This is a genomic window from Kitasatospora sp. NPDC004614, from assembly GCF_042873675.1.
Lineage (GTDB): Bacteria > Actinomycetota > Actinomycetes > Streptomycetales > Streptomycetaceae > Kitasatospora.
Genome location: NZ_JBIALR010000022.1, coordinates 97,628 through 117,451, shown reverse-complemented (window position 1 = coordinate 117,451; position 19,824 = coordinate 97,628). Strand labels below are relative to the sequence as shown.

The 19,824-nt window shown below is 73.1% G+C and carries 22 protein-coding genes; 11 read left to right on the top strand and 11 right to left on the bottom strand.

Going from position 1 to position 19,824, the window contains the following annotated elements:
* Positions 1 to 153 precede the first annotated feature (153 nt).
* The 3 genes from ACFYST_RS31770 to ACFYST_RS31760 form a co-directional block, all read right to left on the bottom strand.
* The gene (locus ACFYST_RS31770; protein WP_387867363.1) at positions 154 to 663 is read right to left on the bottom strand and encodes a hypothetical protein; all 510 of its coding nucleotides are present in this window, start codon (positions 661 to 663) and stop codon (positions 154 to 156) included.
* 90 nt (positions 664 to 753) lie between these two features.
* Positions 754 to 1,155 carry a hypothetical protein gene (locus ACFYST_RS31765; protein WP_387867360.1) on the bottom strand — a complete coding sequence of 134 codons (402 nt, stop codon included), beginning with the start codon at positions 1,153 to 1,155 and terminating at the stop codon, positions 754 to 756.
* A 140-nt stretch (positions 1,156 to 1,295) separates the two neighbouring features.
* On the bottom strand, positions 1,296 to 4,205 hold the full coding sequence (locus ACFYST_RS31760) for a polysaccharide lyase family 8 super-sandwich domain-containing protein (protein WP_387867359.1): 2,910 nt from the start codon (positions 4,203 to 4,205) through the stop codon (positions 1,296 to 1,298).
* A gap of 393 nt (positions 4,206 to 4,598) precedes the next feature.
* Between ACFYST_RS31760 and ACFYST_RS31755 the strand changes: the two genes are divergently transcribed.
* Complete coding sequence (locus tag ACFYST_RS31755) at positions 4,599 to 5,255, top strand: NADPH-dependent F420 reductase (protein WP_387867356.1); 657 nt, start codon at positions 4,599 to 4,601, stop codon at positions 5,253 to 5,255.
* 31 nt (positions 5,256 to 5,286) lie between these two features.
* Positions 5,287 to 6,030, top strand: coding sequence for a PIG-L deacetylase family protein (locus ACFYST_RS31750; RefSeq protein ID WP_387648957.1), 744 nt, complete (start codon positions 5,287 to 5,289; stop codon positions 6,028 to 6,030).
* Here the strand turns inward: ACFYST_RS31750 and ACFYST_RS31745 are convergent.
* The 4 genes from ACFYST_RS31745 to ACFYST_RS31730 all read right to left on the bottom strand — a co-directional run bounded on the left by ACFYST_RS31745 (position 6,017) and on the right by ACFYST_RS31730 (position 8,517).
* On the bottom strand, positions 6,017 to 6,631 hold the full coding sequence (locus ACFYST_RS31745; RefSeq protein WP_387867354.1) for a hypothetical protein: 615 nt from the start codon (positions 6,629 to 6,631) through the stop codon (positions 6,017 to 6,019). The genes ACFYST_RS31750 and ACFYST_RS31745 overlap by 14 nt on opposite strands.
* A gap of 69 nt (positions 6,632 to 6,700) precedes the next feature.
* Positions 6,701 to 7,396 (bottom strand): DedA family protein, encoded by a 696-nt coding sequence (locus ACFYST_RS31740; RefSeq protein ID WP_387867353.1) that lies wholly within the window; start codon positions 7,394 to 7,396, stop codon positions 6,701 to 6,703.
* Between the two features lie 36 nt (positions 7,397 to 7,432).
* Positions 7,433 to 7,633, bottom strand: a complete 201-nt coding sequence (locus ACFYST_RS31735; protein ID WP_387648964.1) for a DUF1918 domain-containing protein — start codon at positions 7,631 to 7,633, stop codon at positions 7,433 to 7,435.
* A gap of 215 nt (positions 7,634 to 7,848) precedes the next feature.
* Positions 7,849 to 8,517 (bottom strand): TetR family transcriptional regulator, encoded by a 669-nt coding sequence (locus ACFYST_RS31730; protein WP_387648966.1) that lies wholly within the window; start codon positions 8,515 to 8,517, stop codon positions 7,849 to 7,851.
* 128 nt (positions 8,518 to 8,645) lie between these two features.
* On the opposite strand from ACFYST_RS31730, the gene ACFYST_RS31725 reads away from it, so the two are divergent.
* The gene (locus ACFYST_RS31725; RefSeq protein ID WP_387867351.1) at positions 8,646 to 9,452 is read left to right on the top strand and encodes an adenosylcobinamide amidohydrolase; all 807 of its coding nucleotides are present in this window, start codon (positions 8,646 to 8,648) and stop codon (positions 9,450 to 9,452) included.
* A gap of 90 nt (positions 9,453 to 9,542) precedes the next feature.
* Here the strand turns inward: ACFYST_RS31725 and ACFYST_RS31720 are convergent, their stop codons facing one another.
* Positions 9,543 to 9,749 (bottom strand): DUF6011 domain-containing protein, encoded by a 207-nt coding sequence (locus ACFYST_RS31720; protein ID WP_387648972.1) that lies wholly within the window; start codon positions 9,747 to 9,749, stop codon positions 9,543 to 9,545.
* A 165-nt stretch (positions 9,750 to 9,914) separates the two neighbouring features.
* On the opposite strand from ACFYST_RS31720, the gene ACFYST_RS31715 reads away from it, so the two are divergent.
* Complete coding sequence (locus tag ACFYST_RS31715; protein ID WP_387648974.1) at positions 9,915 to 10,529, top strand: response regulator; 615 nt, start codon at positions 9,915 to 9,917, stop codon at positions 10,527 to 10,529.
* Positions 10,530 to 10,600: 71 nt separating this feature from the next.
* Here the strand turns inward: ACFYST_RS31715 and ACFYST_RS31710 are convergent, their stop codons facing one another.
* Positions 10,601 to 11,347, bottom strand: a complete 747-nt coding sequence (locus tag ACFYST_RS31710; RefSeq protein WP_387648977.1) for a beta-glucanase — start codon at positions 11,345 to 11,347, stop codon at positions 10,601 to 10,603.
* Positions 11,348 to 11,514: 167 nt separating this feature from the next.
* Here ACFYST_RS31710 and ACFYST_RS31705 point away from each other — a divergent pair, with 167 nt between their 5' ends.
* Positions 11,515 to 12,201, top strand: coding sequence for an aspartate/glutamate racemase family protein (locus ACFYST_RS31705; RefSeq protein WP_387867349.1), 687 nt, complete (start codon positions 11,515 to 11,517; stop codon positions 12,199 to 12,201).
* Positions 12,202 to 12,289: 88 nt separating this feature from the next.
* Here the strand turns inward: ACFYST_RS31705 and ACFYST_RS31700 are convergent, their stop codons facing one another.
* The gene (locus ACFYST_RS31700; protein ID WP_387867346.1) at positions 12,290 to 13,960 is read right to left on the bottom strand and encodes a sensor histidine kinase; all 1,671 of its coding nucleotides are present in this window, start codon (positions 13,958 to 13,960) and stop codon (positions 12,290 to 12,292) included.
* Positions 13,961 to 14,084: 124 nt separating this feature from the next.
* Here ACFYST_RS31700 and ACFYST_RS31695 point away from each other — a divergent pair, with 124 nt between their 5' ends.
* The 3 genes from ACFYST_RS31695 (at position 14,085) to ACFYST_RS31685 (ending at position 16,814) form a co-directional block, all read left to right on the top strand.
* Positions 14,085 to 14,390 carry a hypothetical protein gene (locus tag ACFYST_RS31695; protein ID WP_387648986.1) on the top strand — a complete coding sequence of 102 codons (306 nt, stop codon included), beginning with the start codon at positions 14,085 to 14,087 and terminating at the stop codon, positions 14,388 to 14,390.
* Between the two features lie 33 nt (positions 14,391 to 14,423).
* A complete protein-coding gene (locus ACFYST_RS31690; protein ID WP_387867344.1) occupies positions 14,424 to 14,726 on the top strand; it encodes a hypothetical protein in 303 nt (100 codons plus the stop codon).
* Positions 14,727 to 14,903: 177 nt separating this feature from the next.
* The gene (locus ACFYST_RS31685; RefSeq protein ID WP_387867341.1) at positions 14,904 to 16,814 is read left to right on the top strand and encodes a serine hydrolase domain-containing protein; all 1,911 of its coding nucleotides are present in this window, start codon (positions 14,904 to 14,906) and stop codon (positions 16,812 to 16,814) included.
* A gap of 12 nt (positions 16,815 to 16,826) precedes the next feature.
* On the opposite strand, the gene ACFYST_RS31680 is transcribed toward ACFYST_RS31685, so the two are convergent.
* Entirely contained in the window at positions 16,827 to 17,210 is a 384-nt protein-coding gene (locus tag ACFYST_RS31680) for a VOC family protein (RefSeq protein WP_387867340.1), read from the bottom strand.
* 63 nt (positions 17,211 to 17,273) lie between these two features.
* On the opposite strand from ACFYST_RS31680, the gene ACFYST_RS31675 reads away from it, so the two are divergent.
* The 3 genes from ACFYST_RS31675 (at position 17,274) to ACFYST_RS31665 (ending at position 19,820) form a co-directional block, all read left to right on the top strand.
* Complete coding sequence (locus ACFYST_RS31675; protein WP_387867338.1) at positions 17,274 to 18,224, top strand: helix-turn-helix transcriptional regulator; 951 nt, start codon at positions 17,274 to 17,276, stop codon at positions 18,222 to 18,224.
* A gap of 132 nt (positions 18,225 to 18,356) precedes the next feature.
* Complete coding sequence (locus tag ACFYST_RS31670; RefSeq protein ID WP_387867336.1) at positions 18,357 to 19,367, top strand: aldo/keto reductase; 1,011 nt, start codon at positions 18,357 to 18,359, stop codon at positions 19,365 to 19,367.
* 33 nt (positions 19,368 to 19,400) lie between these two features.
* Positions 19,401 to 19,820 carry an SRPBCC family protein gene (locus tag ACFYST_RS31665; RefSeq protein ID WP_387867333.1) on the top strand — a complete coding sequence of 140 codons (420 nt, stop codon included), beginning with the start codon at positions 19,401 to 19,403 and terminating at the stop codon, positions 19,818 to 19,820.
* Positions 19,821 to 19,824 lie beyond the last annotated feature (4 nt).

Genomic DNA, 19,824 nt, shown 5'->3' with positions numbered 1-19,824 from the left:
ACCCGGAAGCTAAGCCTCACAGCGCCGATGGTACTGCAGGGGGGACCCTGTGGGAGAGTAGGACGCCGCCGAACAATCATTCAGAAAAGCCCCTGTCCGGGAAACCGGACAGGGGCTTTTCTGTGTTTAGCCGCCCGCAGGGCACAGGGGCCGTCAGGGGGTCTCGAAGTCGTGGATCTTGTCGGCGGCCGACCAGACCTGTTGGCCGTCGGCGTCGAAGGCAGCCAGGTCGACGGCGGTGCCGGGGGTGACGGCGTAGGCGAAGAAGGTGCGGCCGTTGTGGGGGCGGGTGAGGGGGACGGGTTGTGGGGGGTTGGCGGTGAGGTGGGCGACGGTGGGGTCAGCGGCTCCGTAGATGAGGAGGACGCGGGGGTCGAAGGCGTCCAGGGCGATGTTGAGGGGGGCCGTTCGGGAGACGGGGGGTTCGCAGCCGCTGCCGGCGGGGTGGCCGTCGACGGTGGCCTGGGTGCAGAGTTCGCCCGCGACGGACACCAGGTCGACCCGCCACGGGACGCCGTCCTGGGTGCCCTCGCCGATCAGTGCGACGAGGGCCGCGGAGGTGGAGATGTCGACGGTGGGTGGGTCGGTGGGGCGGGTCGGGGCGCAGGCGGTCAGGAGTGCCGTCAGGCAGGACAAGGCGAGCAGGCCGCGCCTCGAAGTCACGGGTTCCTCCGGGCGGTTGAGGCAGGCAGAAGGGGGCCGGCCCCGGTGTCGAGGGGGCCGGGGCCGGCCGCAGGAGGTTGGGCGGTGGGGTTACGCGGTGTACGCGGACGCGCAGGGGGCGGACGCGTCGTGGCCGCCGTTGTCCTTGCCGAACCACCGCAGGTAGTAGGACGTGCCGGTGTTGACGCGGATACCGCGCGGGTCGGTGTGGTTCCGGCCGTCGGCGCCGTAGCTGTAGCTGGAGAACACCTTGGTGCTGTTGTGGGTCCGGACGAGTTGCACGTAGAAGCTGCGGGCCGCGCCGCCGGAGCAGCCCTTTCCGCCGATCCTGATGGTGCTCTTGGCGGGGACGAAGTCCGTACTGGCGTGGTAGGAACCGCTGCCGAAGGACTGGGAGAACGCGCTGGCCGGGGCTGCTGCGAGGGCGAGGACGCCGGTGGCGGTCGCCGTTATGGCGGCGATGCGGGTGACGGAACGCCAACGAATTGCCATGCAATCGACGGTAGGAGCGGCGGGATCGGTCGACAACAAAGCATCCCTGAATTCACCGGATCAGGGGACGGTGCGGCCACTTGTTCGTGCCGCAACTCCGCGTGTGGGGCGCGGAGTTGGGCGTCAACACTGGTACGGGGTCAGCCCGTGGTTATGACCTGGAGGACCGGCGGGTACGCGGCGTTCTCCCGACTGTTGAGGTTCACCGCCAGGCCCACCCGGCCCGCCGGCTGGCCGACCGTCAGGGTGAGTGCCGGGTCGGCGGTGACGGCGGAGGTGACGTCCAGGGCCACCCAGTCGGCGGCGGTGGAGATCCGGCCCGTGCCGAGCGCCGCGCCGGGGGCGGGGCAGCGGTTCCAGGTGGCTGCTGTCTCCTGCCAGGCGCCGGGGGCGGTGGCGAAGGCCTGGAGGTCGGTCTCGGTGCCGCCGGAGTCCGCGACCGCGCCGCGCACCCAGAGCACCGCGCGCTGCACCGTCCCCGTCAACTGCGAGGTGTCGAAGGCGAGTAGCGCCCGCCGGGAGAAGCCGGAGCCCGAGGTGTTGGTGTTCTTCACCGTCAGGATGTTCGCCGTCCCGTAGTTGGTGTCGGCGTACGAGCCGTCCCGCACGTACGTGTCCTGCACCGGGGCCAGCAGCGCCGCGTTCGCGCCCGCCGCCTTGCCAGAGGTGCGCAGGGTCACGGTGCGGCTCGCGCCCTGGGTGCCGCCGAGTTCCGCCAGCAGTTGCACCGAGGAGCCGGTGGCCAGCACCGTGACGCCGGTTGTCGGGTCTGCCGAGACGTAGCCCGGGCGGGTCACCGTCACCTGCACCGTGGCGACGGTGCGGGAGGGGTCGGCCACCGAGATGCTCAGGGTGCCGCCCGACTCGCGGACCAGCACCGAGCACGGCGCCGAGACGGTGATCGGACCGGCGCTGCCCGCGGCGAAGAAGTTGGCGGCGGTGATGCCGGAGGCAGAGTCGGAAACGGCCTGCACGGAGGGGGAGTTGGACAGCACGTTCACGGTGGGGGACGCCGCCCGGGCGGCCGTCGCCGCCGCGTCCGCGCCCGGCAGCAGCAGGTAGGCGTACCCGGCGTTGGACGGGTCGGTGCCGTGGTCGAACCAGAGGGTCAGGTAGCGGCGGGTCAACGCCTCCGTGGTGCCGCCGGAGTTGATGTCGTGCCAACTGCCCGTCCGCGCCTCGCGCTTGGCACGCACCGTCGCGCCGCCCGGGAAGACGTAGCCGCCGAAGCCCGCGATCGCCATCGACTTCGCGTCGGTGAACTGCTGTGACCAGCCGAGCGTGACCGGCTGCGCCGTGCCGTCCACCGTGAGGGCGTGGGTGCCGGACGGACCCAGGTTGCGGTTCTCCACCACCGTCTCCACCGGAACGCCGTCGGTGCAGGTCAGGCCCGCGCCCAGGCAGACCACCGAATCGTCCAGCAGGAACCAGGACTTCCAGCCCGAGAGGGTGGACGACAACCCGCGCACCGCCTGCCCGACCGCCGCGTACGTGCCGTCGCTCGCGCCGCCCGCCCAGACGACGTCCGGCCGGGCCGCGCCCCACGCGCCGCCCGCCGCGTCCGCCAGCTTCTTGGTGGAGACGGTCGTTCCGGGCAGGCGGTACGGGTCGACGGTCGGCCAGAAGGCGTCCGCGTACTGGCCGTTGCCCGTGGTCGCGTTCCACCAGGCCAGCAGGCCGCTGTTGGTGTGCCAGCCGCGGACGTTCTCGCCGTTGCCCGTCTCGTAGAACGTGGTGCGCGCCGAACACATCGACAGCGACACCGCCCAGGCCGGACGGCGCACCACCGCACGGTCCATCGCGAACACCCGCGCACCCACCGGCTCCGCCGACGCCGACACCGCGCCGTCCGCCAACAGGGCCTGCGCGCGGGCCAGTTCGGGGACGTCGACGGCCGCGTCCGACAGGTACGGGCGGTAGTAGTCCCGGCCGATCCAGCCCTTCACCGCCGCCCGCCAGCGCGCCGACTGCGCGGCCGGCGCCGCACCCGAATCCGCCAGCCGCAGGATGTGGCCGATGATGGTGTGGCCGCGGCCGTGGTCGTCCTGCTGGAGGTGCAGCAGATCCGACGCCTGCAGGCCGCGGCTGCTCGCCCGGCCCACCACCGAGTCCATCACCAGACCGTTGAACAGGAACGGCGCGTACGCCGAATCCACCGCGTCGAACACGTTCTGCCGCTGCGGGTCCGTCACCTCCCACGAGGAACCCGCCAGCAGCGCGAACAACCGGCTGAGCCCGCTCAGCAGCACCTCGCCGTACGAGCCCGTGTACGGCACCCAGGTGTGCTGGACGAACGAACCGTCCGGGTACAGGCCGTCGCCCGTCAGCACGTACGGGAACACCGGCGACAGCGCCGCCGACGCCGTCGCCAGCTTCACCGCGCTGCGCCCGACGATTCCGCGCAGAGCCAGCACGCGGCAGAGGTCCACCCGGTTCGCGCCGGTGCTCGTTCCCGTGTAGGCGGCCACCTTGGAGTCCGGGACGGCGCGGTCGACGGCGGCGCAGTAGGCGGTGAGCTGGGCGGACGTCAGCTGCGGGGAGAGCAGGACGCAGGTGTCGAGCAGGGCCTGCGGCGAACCGATCTGCCAGTCCCACCAGTTGTCGTACGCCGTCGCCGTCGCGGTGTACGCCGAGGCGCACAGCTGGTCCAGTCCCGCCGCGACCGCAGCCGCCAGCGCCGCGTCGCCCGTCAGACCGGTGCCGGGCTGCGCCCAGGCCAGCGCCATCGTGCGCAGCCGGACGAAACTGCCGGTGATGTTCGCCGAGACCGAGCCCAGCGGCAGGTCCGGCCAGAGCGATCCCGCCGTGGGCGCCATCGCCTGCTGCTGCGCGCGGGCCCGGTCGCCGAGTGCCCGCAGCGCGGAGCCGAAGGGCTCGGCTGCCGGGTCGAAGCCGGTGCCGGTGAGCAGGGCGCGCCAGCGCAGGCGGAGTGTCTCGTAGGGGTCGGCGGTCGCGGCGGCGGCGGGGGTGGTGCCGGTGACGGCCAGGGCGAGGGCGCCGGCGGTGCCGGCCTGGAGCAGGGTGCGGCGGGACAGGGCAGGCAGGGACACGACGCCTCCGGGAGGGGGAGTGGGCGCGGGGGGAGGAGCGGGAAAGCGCTTTCCGGGTGCCGACGGTAAGCGCTTTCCCGTTGGGACGTCAACGGGTCGGGCACCCAATTGGTAAGCGCTTTCCAGCCCTTCGGCGTGCGGGTTTGCGTGCGAGGCGGCGCACCTGGCTCCGAGCCGGGTGTGAGCGGTGCGGGTGGCGTGCGGGCGGCGGGGGTCGCATGGTGGTGTGAGGGGTCGGTGTGCGGGGGCGGTCAGGTGTGGATATCTGACCGTGCGTCAAGGTGCGCTCGGGTAGGGTGCGTTCGGCCTTTCGGGACCGGCCTTCCGGGATCGGCCCGGGTGGGCCGGTGGGACGGGCGGGGACGGATGGGGACGGACGGGGACGGAGTAGCAATGCAGATCGGAATCATCGGAACGGGCACGGTCGGGCAGACGCTCGGCAGCAAGCTGGCCGCACTCGGCCACGACGTCGTCCTCGGCTCCCGCAGCAAGGGCAACGCGGCCGCCACCGACTGGGCGGAGCGCAACGGACCGCGCGGCCGGGCCGGGACGTTCGCGGAGGCCGCCGAGTTCGGCGAACTCGTCATCAATGCCACCGGCGGCACCGTCGCGCTCGCCGCCGTCGAACTCGCCGGCCCGGAGCACCTCGCCGGAAAGATCCTGCTGGACGTCTCGAACCCGCTGGTGTTCTCGCCGACCGGGGAGATGACGCTCGACCCGGTCAACGACGACAGCGTGGGCGAGCAGTTGCAGCGGGCCCTGCCCGGTACGCGGGTGGTGAAGGCGCTCAACACCGTGAACGTGGCCGTGATGGTGGACCCCGACCGCATCCCCGGCGAGCACCAGCTGTTCGTGGCGGGCGAGGACGCCGACGCCAAGGCCCAGGTCACGGCGCTGCTCGGCGAGTTCGGCTGGCCCGCAGAGCGGGTCCTCGACCTCGGCGGGATCGACGCCGCCCGGGGCATGGAGATGCTGATGCCGTTCTGGATGCGCCTGATGCGGCACTACGGCCACGCCGACTTCAACTACTCGATCCGCACCGCGAACTGAGCCGAGTCCGAACACCAGGAGAGGCGCCACCATGAGCACCCCCGCCGAGCAGCCCCCGTACCTCCCGCTGGACGAGGACTGGGAGAGCGCACTCGCGATCGTCGCCCACCCCGACGACATGGAGTACGGCGCGGCCGCCGCCGTCGCCCGCTGGACCGGCCAGGGCAAGCGCGTCAGCTACCTGATGGTCACCAGCGGCGAGGCCGGCATCGACGGCCTGGAACCCGCGCAGTGCCGGCCGATCCGCGAACGCGAACAGGTCGAGTCCGCGGCCGTGGTCGGCGTCGACACCGTCGAGTTCCTCGGCTACCCGGACGGCATCGTGGAGTACGGCCTGCCGCTGCGCCGCGACCTGGCCCGGGCGATCCGCCGGCACCGCCCCGACATCGTGATCACCACCAACTTCCGGGACACCTACGGCGGCGTGTTCCCCAACCAGGCCGACCACATCGCCGTCGGCCGGGCCACGCTGGACGCGGTGCGGGACGCCGGGAACCGCTGGGTGTTCCGCGAGCTCATGGTCTCGGGCCACCAGCCGTGGAACGGCGTCCGCCAGCTCTGGGCGGCCGGCTCACCGGACGGGCTGCACGCCGTCGACACCACCGACACGTTCGCCGCCGGAGTCGCCTCGCTGGAGGCGCACCGCGCCTACCTGGAGGGCCTGGGCGGGCAGATGGCCAACGCCGCCGAGTTCCTGGAGTCCATGGGCCGTGCGGCCGGAAGCCGCTTCGGCACCGCGTTCGCCGCGTCCTTCGAGGTGATCACGTTCCGCTGAGTCCCGGGGCCGGGCCGTCCCCGTCCCCGGTGGGGTCGTCCTGGGGCCAGTCCGGCCAGAGGTGGGCGAGCGTGCCGAAGAACTGCACCTTGGGCGCGTGCATGACCAGCGAGGCGGTCAGCAGGTCGGGGTCGAAGTCGGTCAGGCCGGTGGCGGCCTGGAGCCGGCGGACACCCTGGAAGTCGTCGAGGAACCCCTGCCCGACGGTGTCGACGAGGTAGCCGTCGATCGGCGACCCGGTGGGGTCGAGCGGCGGGAGCGCGGCGGCCGTCCGGGGGCGGCGGCACACGGTCAGGATGTCGGTACCCAGTCTGGGCCCCCACTCCACGGCCATCACCTCGGACCAGGGAACGAACTCGAACCGTTTACCGAACCGGAAGAAGGTGACGCCGTACCGGTCCAGCTCGAAGACCTTGCGGCGACTGGAGCAGATTGCCACGATCGACAGCGGTATCGGGACGAGCACCAGCTCGATGTGATCCAGCTCTGCGGCGAACGGCGTGAAGCCCAGCGCGATGACCGGAGTGAGGAGGGCGACAACGAGCACGGCGCGCCGCGTCCACCCCCACCGGACCACGTACGAACCGTCGAACTCCTGCATGCGCACCATGATTGCGGACAGCCTGCGGGCCGGGACAGAGTGATGGGCGTTCGAGGTTCTGACGGTGTGTCAGCGGTGCCCGTTGCCGTCGGCCGGGACGTCGTCGCCGTTGTCCTGGTGCGGGATCCGGCTGGTGGTGTCCTGCGGTGGGCGGCGGCGGTGGCGCAGCCAGGCGCGGGTGACGAGCAGCGCGAGCACGGCGAGCACGGAGACCAGCAGCAGCACCTGGTAGCGGACGGCCTGCCGGTACAGGACGGTGATGTTGCTGCCCGCGAAGTAGCCGATGGCCGTCCAGACGCCCGCCCACAGCGCCGCGCCCGCCGCGTTGGCGGGCAGGAAGCGCCGCCACGGCATCTCGGTCGTGCCGGCCACCAGGCCGTTGGTCTGGCGCAGCCCGTCCACGAAACGGGCACCGGTGACCAGCAGGATGCCGCGGCGGCGGAAGAAGTCCTCGGCGCGGGCCATCCGCTCCGGCGTGAGCCGCACGTAACGCCCCCAGCGGTGGACGAACGCCAGGCCGCCGGTGCGTCCGATCAGGTAGGCCAGGCCGTTACCGGCGAACGCGGCCAGCACCGCGACGGTCAGTACCACCGGCAGCGACAGCTGCCCCGCGCCCGCGTAGACCGCGGCCAGCACCAGGATGGTCTGGCCGGGCACCGGGATCACACAGTTGTCGACGAACACCAGGACGCCCACCGCCAGATAGCCGTAGTCGTCCAGCAGCGGGGCGAGCTGGGCCAGTGGGCCCGGCAGGGGTGGGGGCAAGGCGGACCGTTCCTCCCACCGGGCCGTGGCCCGGGATCAGCGCTGTTCCTCGGCGAGTCGGTGCTCGACGACGCAGTCGGGGCCGGGGTAGACGAGGCCGGAGTGGCCGTCCTCGAAGCGGACCAGGTACGGCGGTTCGCCGTCGGTGCCGCGCACCTCGACGATCTCGCCCTTGCGGTCGTGCATGCCGACCGACCTGCTGTACATGTGGACGTGGTCTCCCACTGTGGCTTGCATCGCTGCTCCTGCGGTTCGGCGGACCGGTGGGACGGGGGCGAGCCCCTGGTTCCACTGTGCGGCGGCGCTCCGGGCCGTGCAATGGCGGAACCGGTCAGCCCACGGTGTGCGGCGGCGCGGTCACAGGGCGGGGGCGCTCGGTGTCCGTGGTTTCAGCTGCCGGTCGGCGGGGTGCTTGAGGGCTCAGCTGCCGGTCGGTGGGGTGCTTTGAGGGCTCAGCTGCCGGTCGGCGGGGTGGCGAGGTAGCTGCGGACCAGGCGCTTGCACTCGGCGATCAGCTGCGGGTCGCCGTCCGGGTCGGCGCGGAAGGCGAGTTTGAGCACGGCGTCCGCGCACTCCATGGCGACCCGCAGGGCGAGGGCGTAGCCGGGGGCGGCGAACAGTTCGCCGCTGATGGTGCGCAGGCGCAGGGCGACGGCCGCATTGTTGTCGAGTTCGGCGTCCAGCAGGTGCAGGTCGTCGATCTCGGCGGGGATGGCGTCGACCAGGCCGAAGTCGAGGTGGCCGAAACCGGGGAGGGTGCGCTTCATCGCGACGAACTCCTCGACCGCGAGGTCGGTGAACTCGGCGATGCCCGGCCGGCCGGCGGCGTCCACCCGGCGGGCCAGGCCGTCCAGGAAGGACGCCAGGTTGCGTTCGGCGAGCGCGGCGAGCAGGCCCTCTTTGCCGGAGAAGAACTGGTACAGGGTGCCGATCGGCACCTCGGCGCGCAGCGCGACCTCTTTGGTGGTCAGCCCCGCCGAGCCGACCTCGTCCAGCAGGCCCGCGCACGCGTCCAGCAGCCGCCCGTACCGCTCCTGGCTGCGCTGCTGCACCGGGCGGCGGCGGGCGCCGACCGCCGGGACGCGGGTGACGGAGACGGGGGTGGAGGGCTGCGCGGTCATGGCGGACACTCTGCCGCATCCGGTCGCGTCGCGGCCAATCCCCGTGCCGGGCCGGCGGGGCGGTGTGATTGGGTGGCCGTTCGACGACGGAACGTTCCGGCGCTCGGGACGGCCGGTGGGGCGAGTGGGTGGCGGAGGTGGCGGGCGTGGACGGGCGGCCGGTGACGGTGCAGCGGGCCGGGCGGATCGAGGACGGGGGCTGCCGGCACCTGCTGGTGTGGCGGGCCGGCCCGGGCTGGCGGATGGTCAGCTCCGGAGTGCTCGGCGGCGGCCTGGGCGAGCGCCACTGGGTCCTCAACGCGCAGGTCCGCGCCGGGTACGGACGCCTCGACCCGGACGCGCACCTGGCCGAACTCGCCGCCGCGCAAGGCTTGGTGGGCCCCGGCGTGGGTCTGATGACGGCCGCCGAGGTGGACGCCTGCAGCTGGGCGGAGGACGGCGGCGTGACGGCCGTGGTCACCACCGGGATCGGGGTGCCGACGTGGGCGGCTGCCGAATCCGACGTACCGTCAACCCCGTCTGATGCTGCCTACGTGCCGGGGACGATCAACGTGCTGGCGGTGGTCCCCGCCGCGGTGTCGGACGCCGGGCTGGTGAACCTGCTGGCGGCGGCCACCGAGGCGAAGGTGCAGGCCCTGCTGGAGGCCGGTTACGACTGCTCGGGCACGCCGTCGGACGCGGTCTGCGTGGCCGTCCGGACGCCGGTGGCCGGTGCGCCCGTCGAGCCGTTCGGCGGCCCGCGCTCGTACTGGGGGGCGCGGTTGGCGCGGGCGGTGCGTGCGGCGGTGTTCGAGGGCGCGGTGCGGGACCGCGAGCGCCGCGTGGAGTGGGACGGGCCGCCGGTGCACCCGGCGACGGTTCCGGGCTGCGAGCTCGCCGACGTGCTTTCCGGCTGTGGCGCGGTCAGGCGCTGGGAAGCCGGTGCTGGTCGGTGACGAGCTGACGCTTCCGGGTTGCGGCGCGGTCAGGCGCTGGGAAGCCGGTGCTGGTCGGTGACGAGCTGACGCTTTCCGGCTGCGGCGCGGTCAGGTGCCGGGAAGGCGGTCCTGGTCGATGACGTAGATCCGGGTGCGTTCGGGCGCGTCCGCGCAGTGCTTGCCGAGTTTCTCCCACCTGGATTCGGGTGCGCGCAGCGGCCGGTGGCACCGACGGCACCGGACGACCGGGGCGGGGCGGCGCTCGACGGCTGTCCCCGGCAGCGGTGGCTCGGTGGTTTTCAGGTCGGTGCTCATCCGTCAAGTTCATCATTCCGGTCCGGCGGCCGTGCGACGGGGGCCGGAAATCGGGGTCCGACCTCCCGTTCTCGCCCGGCTGCGGACCGTCCGGCGGCCCGGCCGGGGGTCAGGTGCGGCGTGGGTATTCTGGGCGCTCTGTGTCGACGGGGGGATCGGGGCGCCATGGTGAGAGTGCTGCTGGCCGAGGACATGCACCTGGTGCGCGGCGCCCTGCGGGCGTTGCTCTCCGACGCCGGTGACATCGAGGTGGTGGCCGACACCGGGCACGGTGATCAGGTGGTTGCCACTGCCCTCGCCCACCGGCCCGACGTCGCCGTGCTGGACGTCGACATGCCCGGGACGGACGGTCTGACGAACGCGGGCGCGCTGCGTGAACGGCTGCCCGGCTGCCGGGTGTTGATCCTGACCGCGCACCGGCGGCCCGAGGTGCTGCGGGCGGCGCTCGCCGCCGGGGCGACGGGTTTCATGCCGAAGGACGCCCCACCGGAACGCCTCGCCGAAGCGATCCGGACGGTCGCGGCCGGCGGCACCGCGATCGACCCCGAACTCGCCGCCCGCGCCCTCACCGCGCCCGCCAGCCCGCTCACCGAGCGCGAGGCGCAGGCCCTCGCGCTGGCGGCGGACGGCTGCGAGCCGCGGGAGATCGCCAAGCGCCTCCACCTGTCGGCCGGGACCGTCCGCAACTACCTGGCCGCCGCCCAGGTCAAGCTCGACGCCCGCACCCGCCTGGACGCCGTCCGGATCGCCCGCGAGGCCGGTTGGCTGCCCGCCAGGTAGCCGGTCGTCCGGCCTCAAGTGGGGGATGGGGTAAGGGAGTTGTTTCGGTCGACCGGGAGGCCGGCGTTCTGTCAGAGCGCTGTCGGCGACGGGCTGTTGCGCAGGACGCGCAGATCGCGGACCTGCCAGGAGATCCGGCGGACATCGGGGCGGGGGCGGAGGTGGCCCCACTGGCCGGCCGAGACGGACAGGTTGACGATGATCCAGGCCCACCAGTCGGTGCCGACGCCCTGGCCGTCCGCGTGGACCTCGCGGCCGTCGACCGACCAGACCACCGAGCCCGTGCCGAAACGGCAGCTGACGGTGAACCAGGTGCCCGGGGTGACGAGTCCGTCCAGGTAGGCCGGGTTGCCCGGGTTGACGTGGTTGCTCAGCTCCAGCATCCGCGGGTGGTCCGGGTGGTACTCCAGGACGTCCACCTCGCCGTGCCCCGGCTGGGACCGGCCCGCGGCGAGGTCCCGTCCCCACGTCCAGATCGCCGGCCACGCGCCCTGGGTGGACGTCAGCAGGCACTGCGCCTCCAGTACGTCTTCTGGCCGGAGTTCGAAGCCGCCCCGAGTGTTCTCCGTGGTGACCAGTGGCGTCCGCCAGCTGAACGGGTTCTCGCGTACCGCCGTGAACGTGTCGCCGTCCGGTCCGAAGCCCGCCACCAGGTGGTCCAGCTTGTTGTCGCCGCTGTTGCGCCCGTCGGGCGGGTACGCGGACGAGGCGCCGGCCGCCCACTGCGAACTGTCCGAGAACGGGGCGTCGAAGACGACGACGGGCTCGGCGGGTTCGGGTGGGGTGAGGCTGCCGTTCGGGGGGATCACTTCGGTCACCGGACACTCTCCCGGGTCGTGCGATTGGTTCATCCAGGGGCATTCCCGGCGAAAACGTTCCACACCGCCCGACCCACCGGCGCACAGAGGTGCGAGCTCCGACGAGGGGGCGTGCGCGGGCGCGCGCGTGGGGTCGGCGGGCCGGTGCGGTGTGGCACAGTGGCGCGATGAAGACGATCGGCCTGCTCGGCGGCATGAGTTGGGAATCCACGGCGCAGTACTACCGGCTGCTCAACGAGTTCACCCGGGACCGGCTCGGCGGCCTGCACTCCGCCAAGTGCGTGCTGTACTCCGTGGACTTCGCGGAGATCGAGCAACTCCAGGCCACCGGGCAGTGGCAGGCGGCCGGCGAGATGCTCGCGGACGCGGCGAGGTCCGTCGAGGCGGGCGGCGCGGACCTGCTGCTGATCTGCACCAACACCATGCACAAGGTCGCCGAACAGGTCGCCGGGGCAGTCGGCATCCCGCTGCTGCACCTCGGCGACGCCACCGCGGAAGCCGTGCTGGCGGCGGGAGTTCGGCGGGTCGGACTGCTCGGTACCGCGTTCACCATGGAGCAGGACTTCTACCGCGAGCGCCTGGCCGGCCACGGACTGGACGTGATCGTGCCGGACGCGGCCGGGCGGGAGCTGGTGCACCGGGTGATCTACCAGGAGCTGTGCGTCGGGGTGGTCCGGGAGGAGTCCCGCGAGGCATACCGGAAGGTGATCGCGGAGCTGGTGGCGGCCGGGGCGGAGGGGGTCATCCTCGGCTGTACGGAGATCGAGCTGCTCGTCGGGGCGGAGGACAGTCCGGTGCCGGTGTTCCCGACGACCCGGATCCATGCGGCGGCGGCGGTCGAGGCTGCGCTCTGATGAGTGAGGGTGCGAGAACAGGGGCGCGGGGGACTGCGCGACAAGCGCAAGCCCGTCCGTAAGGGCGCGAGCCTGGTTTCGCACCCGCTCACGTCGAGAGGGTGACCGCCAGGGTCCAGTGGTTCGGGGTGTCCGGGCCGGTGGTGAAGGTGGCGTGGTGGGTGGTGGCGCGGGTGGTGAGGTTGGGGGTGCCGTTGCCCGGGGGGTGGGGGCCGGGGTGGGGGTGGTTGTTGGTGAGGCGGAGGCCGGTGGGGGTGAGGGTGAGGGTGCAGTGGGTGGCGCGGCTGTGGCGGAGGAGATTGGTGATGCCCTCGCGCAGGGCGGCGGCGAGGAGGGGGCGGGCGGCGGTGGGGGTGGTGTCGGGGGTGCCGGTGAGTTGGAGGGTGATTCCGGCGGCGGTCAACAGGGCCTGGGCGGAGGCGAGTTCGCGGGTGAGGTCGAGTCCGGTGTGATCGGCGGGGATCGCGCGGAGTTCGGCGAGGGTGCGTTCGGCGAGGGCGGCGGCCTGTGGCAGGTGGTCGGCGTCGGGTTCGCGGAGGGCGAGTTCGGCGGTGACGGCGATGGCGGTCAGGCCGGAGCCGAGCAGGTCGTGGACGTCGCGGGCGATGCGTCGGCGTTCGCGGGCGACGGCCAGTTCGGCCAGTGCCCGGCGGGCCTCGCGGACGCGGTGCACCAGGGTGGTGAGCAGCGTCAGGCCGTAGTAGACGAGTGCGATGGTGACGACGTCGACGGCCGCCGTCCCGCTGACCGTGCCGGCCGCGAGCACCGCCGCGCCGAACGCGGGCCAGCCGGCGGCGGGCGGCAGCAGGACCAGTGCGGAGGCGGCGGCGAACGCGAGCAGTTGCGGGTGCGGGCCGTCCGGTCCGAACAGCACGGCGACGGCGAGGGCGCACTGGAGTGCCCACGTCCAGAGGTAGCCGGGTGGGTGGATCCCCGGTGGGCGGGGGAGTGAGTGGTGGACCTGGAGGCCGGTGACGAGCGTCAATGCGCCCAGGGTGAAGGCAAGTTGGAGGGGGGTGAGGGCGAGGCCGGTGAGGTAGACGACGCCGACCGCCAGGTAGCCGAGGTGGACGGCGACCAGGATCGGCAGTACCAGGGCGGGCATCGGGCCGTCCGGCGCGGGGACGGGGTACGGGGGTTCAGGTGTCGCGCGGACCCCCGCTGCGGCGCGGCGGGCGGTGGCCGCGACGGCGGTGGCGTCGCCGTCGGCGGCGAGTCGCAGGATGGCCGCCAGTGGGACGCCGATCGCGGCGTGCAGTTCCTGGGCCGCGCGTTGCCGTTCCGACGCGACCTGTGCGGCCGCCAACTGGTCGCGGGCGGCGTGGAGTTCGGCGTACAGGTGGAACAGCCGGGTGAGCGCGTACACCGTCAGGCCCTGGGCGAGGGCGTTGCTCGCGCCGTTCGCCGACCGGTAGCCGCCGTCCCCCGCGAGGGCCGCCGCGCCCGCCACCACCAGCGCGAACAGCACCCAGCGCACCGGGCGGCGGACCAGGAGGAGTACCGATGCGGCGGCGAATCCCGGGACGCCCGACCAGGGGGCGAGCAGTAGTTGGGCGGCCAGCGTCCATGCTCCGCGCAGCCGGGTCGTCCACGGCAGGCAGTGCACCGCCTGCACGGCCAGGGCCAGCAGCGCGGCGGGCGCCGGCCACCAGCCGCCGGCGGCCGGTGCGGCCATCCCGAACATCGCGCCCAGCAGCACCAGCGACAGCACCACCGGGCCGGGCAGGCCCTCGTCCTCGTCCTTCGTTCCCCCGAACACCCGGCCATTGTGCCCGAGTTGATCATCCGGGTGGCGCGCCGGTCGGGGGGTGGACGGCGCGGCGCGCGCCGATGTGCCGGGGGCGAGACGCTGGAGAGGAGGCGCGGACTCGTAGGAGGTTGCCATGACTCACAAGGCCAAGTGCGGGCCGGAGCGGGACCCGGAGTTCTTCAAGGACGTGGCCGAGGTGTTCGCGAAGCACCCGGGGGCGTCGAGGAGATACTCCGTGCGGTGCCTGGCCGCCGTGACCGAGGCGCTCGGGGTGGACTTCACGAAGCAGGTAGGGGTGTCGCGCGTCGAGGGGGACCGGATCGTGACCGAGTTCCGCAGCCGCGACGAGTTCCCGCACGAGGGTGAAGAGGAACCGCCGTGCTGCGAGTTGGCCGGCGATCCGCCGCACGAGTTCTGTGTCTGTTACTGCGGGCTCTGAACTCGCAGCAGCACGGACTGGAAGGAGGTTGCCATGACTCACAAGGCCAAGTGCGGGCCGGAGCGGGACCCGGAGTTCTTCAAGGACGTGGCCGAGGTGTTCGCGAAGCACCCGGGGGCGTCGAGGAGATACTCCGTGCGGTGCCTGGCCCTTGAGGCCGAAGTACTGGGAGTCGATTTCACGAAGCAGGTCGGGGTGTCGCGGATCGAGGGGGACCGGATCGTGACCGAGTTCCGCAGCCGCGACGAGTTCGGGAACGGCGAGGACGAGCCGCCGTGCTGCGAGTTCGGCGGTGATCCGCCGCACGAGTTCTGTGTCCGGTACTGCCTGTACTGAACTGTCGGAAGGCCGGGCTCGTGCCCCGGTCTGCGGGTGGACGGTGCGGCGCGCGCCGGAGTGTCGCGGGGGGGCAGGGTGCGTGCCGCAGGGCGGGGTGCGGGGATGTGCAGAATGCATGCCGGGAGGTGCGTCAGGCACTGCACCGGCCCCCGTGCCCGGCGCGATCGTTGAGGCATGATCAATCGCCGAACCGCCGCCGTTCTCGGTCTCGCCCTGGCCGCCGCCCTGCTGCCGGCCGCCGCGCACGCCGCCGCTCCCGTCGCCCCCGCCACGCTGGCCGGGCTGATCGACCGGACGGTGGCCGAGCAGTTGGGCCGGGACCGGATACCGGGTGCCGCCGTGGCCGTGGTGAGTGCGGACGGGGGCGTGTTCACCCGGGGTTACGGCGTCGCCGATGTCGCTGCCGGGACGCCGGTCGATCCGGACCGGACCGGGTTCTACCTCGGGTCGCTGGCCAAGCTGTTCACCGCCCAGGCCGGCGCCCAGCTGATCGTGGACGGGCGGCTCGACCCCGGCGCCGACGTCAACCGCTACCTCCCGGCCGGCAACCGGATCCCCGACAGCTTCCCCGGGCACCCCGTCACCACCGACCACCTGCTCACCCACACCGCCGGTTTCGACAGTGACCTGGTCGGCGTCAACTCCACCACGCCGCAAGGGATTTCCGGCCTCGCCGACAGCCTCGCCGCGCACCGCCCGGCCCGGGTCCGGCCGCCCGGGACGGTGATCGCGTACGACAACTACGGTGCCGCGCTCGCCGGGCTGGTGGTCGAGCGGGTCAGTGGACGCCCGTTCGCCGAGCAGGTGCGCACCCGGGTCCTCGACCCGCTCGGGATGACCCGGACCTCGTTCGCCCAGCCGCACCCCGACGGGCTGCAACCCGCCCGCGGCTACCGGCCCGACGGCGCGAACGGCTGGGTGGAGGACCGCGGCCAGTACGGCCCGTGGACGCCCAGCGGCCCCGGCGGGATCACCACCGCCGCCGACATGGCCCGCTGGCTGCGCGCCCAACTCGCCCCCGACGCCGCCGGCCGGCTGATGCAGACCACCCACTACCGGCAGGACCCCGCACTGCCCGGCATGGGCTACGCCTACGAGGGCTGGACCCGCGACGGTTTCACCGGCTGGTTCAAGGACGGCGACCTGCCCGGCTTCCACGGCAACCTGCTGGTGCTGCCCGAACAGGGCCTCGGCATCTACGTGGTGTACAACGGCGACGGCGTGGACGGCGCCGCCAACTGGGACGGCAAGGAGCTGATCCGGGCCGTGGTCGACGCCCTCCCCGGCGCCAAGTCGCCTTCGGGAAGCGGCAGTTCGGGAAGCGGCAGTTCGGGGAGTGCGGCGGAGGCCGGGAAGGTCACCGGGACGTACCGGGCCGCCCGGGTCAGCCGGGACAGCCTGATGCGCACCGAGGAACTGTTCGGCTCCGTCACCGTCACCGCCGAAGGCCGCGGCCTGCGCACCGAAGGACTCGCACTCGACCCCCGGCACCCCGAACAGCACTGGCTGCCGCTCGGCGGCGACCGCTACCGGGAACGCGACGGGCAGGCCGAAATCGCCTTCCGCGACGGGGTGTTGACCGCGTCCGACAACCCGTCCACCGCCTACCAGGCACTGACCTGGCGGCAGGACCCCGGCCCGCGGCTGGCCGTCCTCGGCGTCGCCCTGACCGTGCTGCTGGGCGCCGCCGTCGCCGTCCCCGCCACCGCGATCGGTCGCCGACTGCGCCGGCGCCCCGCCCACCCGCGGCCCGCGCAGGCCGCCCGCGCCGCCGCCGCCCTCGCCGGGCTGCTCGCCGCCGGATTCCTGGCCGCGCTGCTCGCCCTGGTCTCCGACGGCAACGCCATGATGGAGGCCGTCCCGCTCGGCACCCCGCTCGCCCTCGCCCCCACCTGGTGGGGCGCGGCCTTCCCGCTCGCCGCCCTCGCCGTCACCGCCGGCGCGGTGGCCGGCTGGCTGCGCCACTGGTGGCGCCTGCCCGGCCGGCTCGCGATGACGGTGACGGCGCTGGCGTGCTGCGCGTTCACGGCCTTCCTGGCCCAGTACCACCTGATCGCCGGGCCGCTCGGCGCGCTGCTCGGCTGAGCGGCGTGGCGATCAGCTCAGGCGGGTGACGCAGAACGGGTGGCCGGCCGGGTCCAGCAGGACCCGCCAGCGCTCGTCCGGCTGGAACTCGGGGACGACGGCGCCCAGTTCGACCAGTCGGGCCTGGGCGGCGTCCAGGTCGGCGACGTCCAGTTCGATGTGGGCCTGCTTCGCCCCGGACTCGTCCGGCCAGGACGGCGGGCGGTGGTCGGCCACCCGGTTGAACCCGAGGCCGGCCGCGCCCTCCTGGCCGAGCAGGACGAAGTCGTCGGTGGAGTAGACGACGGGCAGGCCGAGGGCGTCGCCGTAGAAGCGGGCCAGTTCGGCCGGGTCCGCGCAGTCGAAGGTGACGGCGGCGTAGCGGATCGCAGGTGCGGAGGTGTTTCCAGTGCTCATGGGGGAGACGCTACGGCCGGACCAGGACAGGTTCGGTCCTGGTCGTGCGGCACACTTCGGGGCGTGCTCACCACCTCCGCCCGGCTGCTGCGCCTGGTCTCCCTGCTCTCCACCCGGCCGTCCTGGACCTGCGGCGAACTGGCCGAGCGGCTGGCCGTCACCGACCGCACGGTGCGACGGGACATCGCCCGGCTCCGGGAGCTCGGCTACGGCGTCGAGTCCGACGCGGGCCCGTGGGGCGGTTACCGGCTCCGCCCGGGGGCGCGGGTGCCGCCGCTGATCCTCGACGAGGAGGAGGCGCTCGCGGTGGCCGTCGGGCTGCGCGAGGCCGCGCTCAGCGGCGTCCTCGGTGGCGACCAGGCCGCGCTGTCGGCGCTGCTGAAGCTGCGCCAGGTCCTGCCGCCGCGGATCGCGGAACGGCTGGGCGAGCTGGACGCGGCGCTGGTGCACACCCCCAGGAACGGTGAACCGCCGCTCGCGCCGGGCCAGTTGCTGGAGCTGGCCGCCGCCTGCCGGCGGGGCGAGCGCAGCCGGCTGTCGTACCGCGACCAGCACGGGAAGGCCACCGTCCGGGACGTCGACCCGTACCGGCTGGTCAGCACCGGGCGCCGGTGGTACTTCGTCGCCCGGGACGTGGCGCGCGGCGAGTGGCGGACCTTCCGCGCGGACCGGGTCGGCCGGATACGGCCCACCGGGCGCCCGGTGGAGATCGTCGACCCGCCCGACCCGGCACTGCTGGTCGCCGACTCGCTCGGACGCGCCAAGTACCCGCTGTACGTGACGATCCGGCTCCCACTGCCGCTCGACCGGGCGCTGCGCCTGATCCCACCGACCGTCGGCACCCACCGCCCCGACGGCCCCGACGCCACCATCGCCGAGATCGGCGGCCCCGACGCGGACGGCCTGGCCGGCTATCTGCTCGGCCTTGCCACACCGCTGCGGGTGCTGGCGCCGGACGAGGTGCGGCAGGCATTGGTGCGGCGCACCCGGGAGCTGCTCGACGCCAACGCGTGATCCGTCGGGGTTGATGTCGATCTGTGGTGGAGGCCACCTTGGATTAGCCAGCGTCTGCAACTATTGTGGACGCAAGTAAGGGGCGCTTGCATCAAATGTTCCGCCCTTCGACCCCTTCGCAAAGGCAACGCTGTGACCCTCAAGAACCTCCTCCCCGGCAAGCTCGGCTTCGGCACCGCCCCGCTCGGCAACATGTTCCGCGCGATCCCCGACGAGCAGGCCCGCGCCACCGTCGAAGCCGCCTGGGACGAGGGCATCCGCTACTACGACACCGCCCCCTTCTACGGCGCCGGCCTCGCCGAGGAACGCCTGGGCGAGGTGCTCTCCACCAAGCCGCGCGACTCCTACGTGCTGTCCACCAAGGTCGGCCGGGTCATCCTCGACGAGCACGAGACGGACGTCCCCGACTTCGGTGAGAAGGGCGGCCTGTTCGAACACGGCAACCCGAACCGGATCGTCCACGAGTGGACCGCCGACGCCACCGAACGCTCCATCGAGGGCAGCCTCAAGCGCCTCGGCACCGACCGCCTCGACATCGTCTGGGTCCACGACATCGCCCAGGACTTCCACGGCGACGCCTGGCTCGCCAAGTTCGAAGAGGCCCGCACCGGCGCCTTCCGCGTGCTGTCCCGGCTGCGCGACGAGGGCGTCATCAAGGCCTGGGGCCTCGGCGTCAACAAGACCGAGCCGATCGAACTCACCCTCGCCCTCGACGAGCCGCAGCCCGACGGCTTCCTCCTCGCCGGCCGCTACACCCTGCTCGACCACGAGCACGCCCTCCAGCGCCTGCTGCCGATGGCGCAGGAACACGGCGCCGAGATGGTCGTCGGCGGCCCCTACAGCTCCGGCATCCTGGCCGGCGGCACCCACTTCGAGTACCAGCAGGCGCCCGCCGAGATCGTCGCGAAGGTCGCCCGGCTGAAGGCGCTCGCCGAGCAGCACGGCGTCGGCATCAAGTCCGCCGCGCTCCAGTTCTCCCTCGCCCACCCGGTGGCCGCCGCCGCCGTCCCCGGCGCGACCCGGCCCAGCCGGATCGCCGAGGACACCGCCGCGCTGAACGAGACCGTCCCCGCCGCGTTCTGGCGCGACCTGCGTGCCGCAGGCCTGGTCAGCGCCGCCGCCCCGCTGCCCGCGGGCGCCTGATTCCCGTCTCTCCCCGATCCAGGAGGATCGACCATGGCTTCCACCTCCGTCAGCCGCACCGTCCCCGCCACCCCCGCGCAGGTCTGGAACCTGATCGGCGGCTTCGACTCCCTCCCCGACTGGCTGCCCTACATCCCCGAGAGCACCGCCCTCGAAGGCGGCCGGGTCCGGCGCCTGACCAACCCCGACGGCGAGGTCATCGTCGAACGGCTCGTCGACTTCAACGAGGCCGAGCGGCACTTCAGCTACGCCATCCTGCAGGCGCCGTTCCCGGTCGACGGCTACGTCTCGACCATCCGGGTCCACGCCGTCCCCGGCCGGGACGACCTCGCCGAGGTCCAGTGGTCCGGCCGCTTCAACCCCGTCGGCGCCACCGAACAGCAGGTCGTCGACCTGTTCACCGGCATCTACGCGGACGGCCTCGACGCCCTCCACCAGGCCCTCACCGCCTGACGCC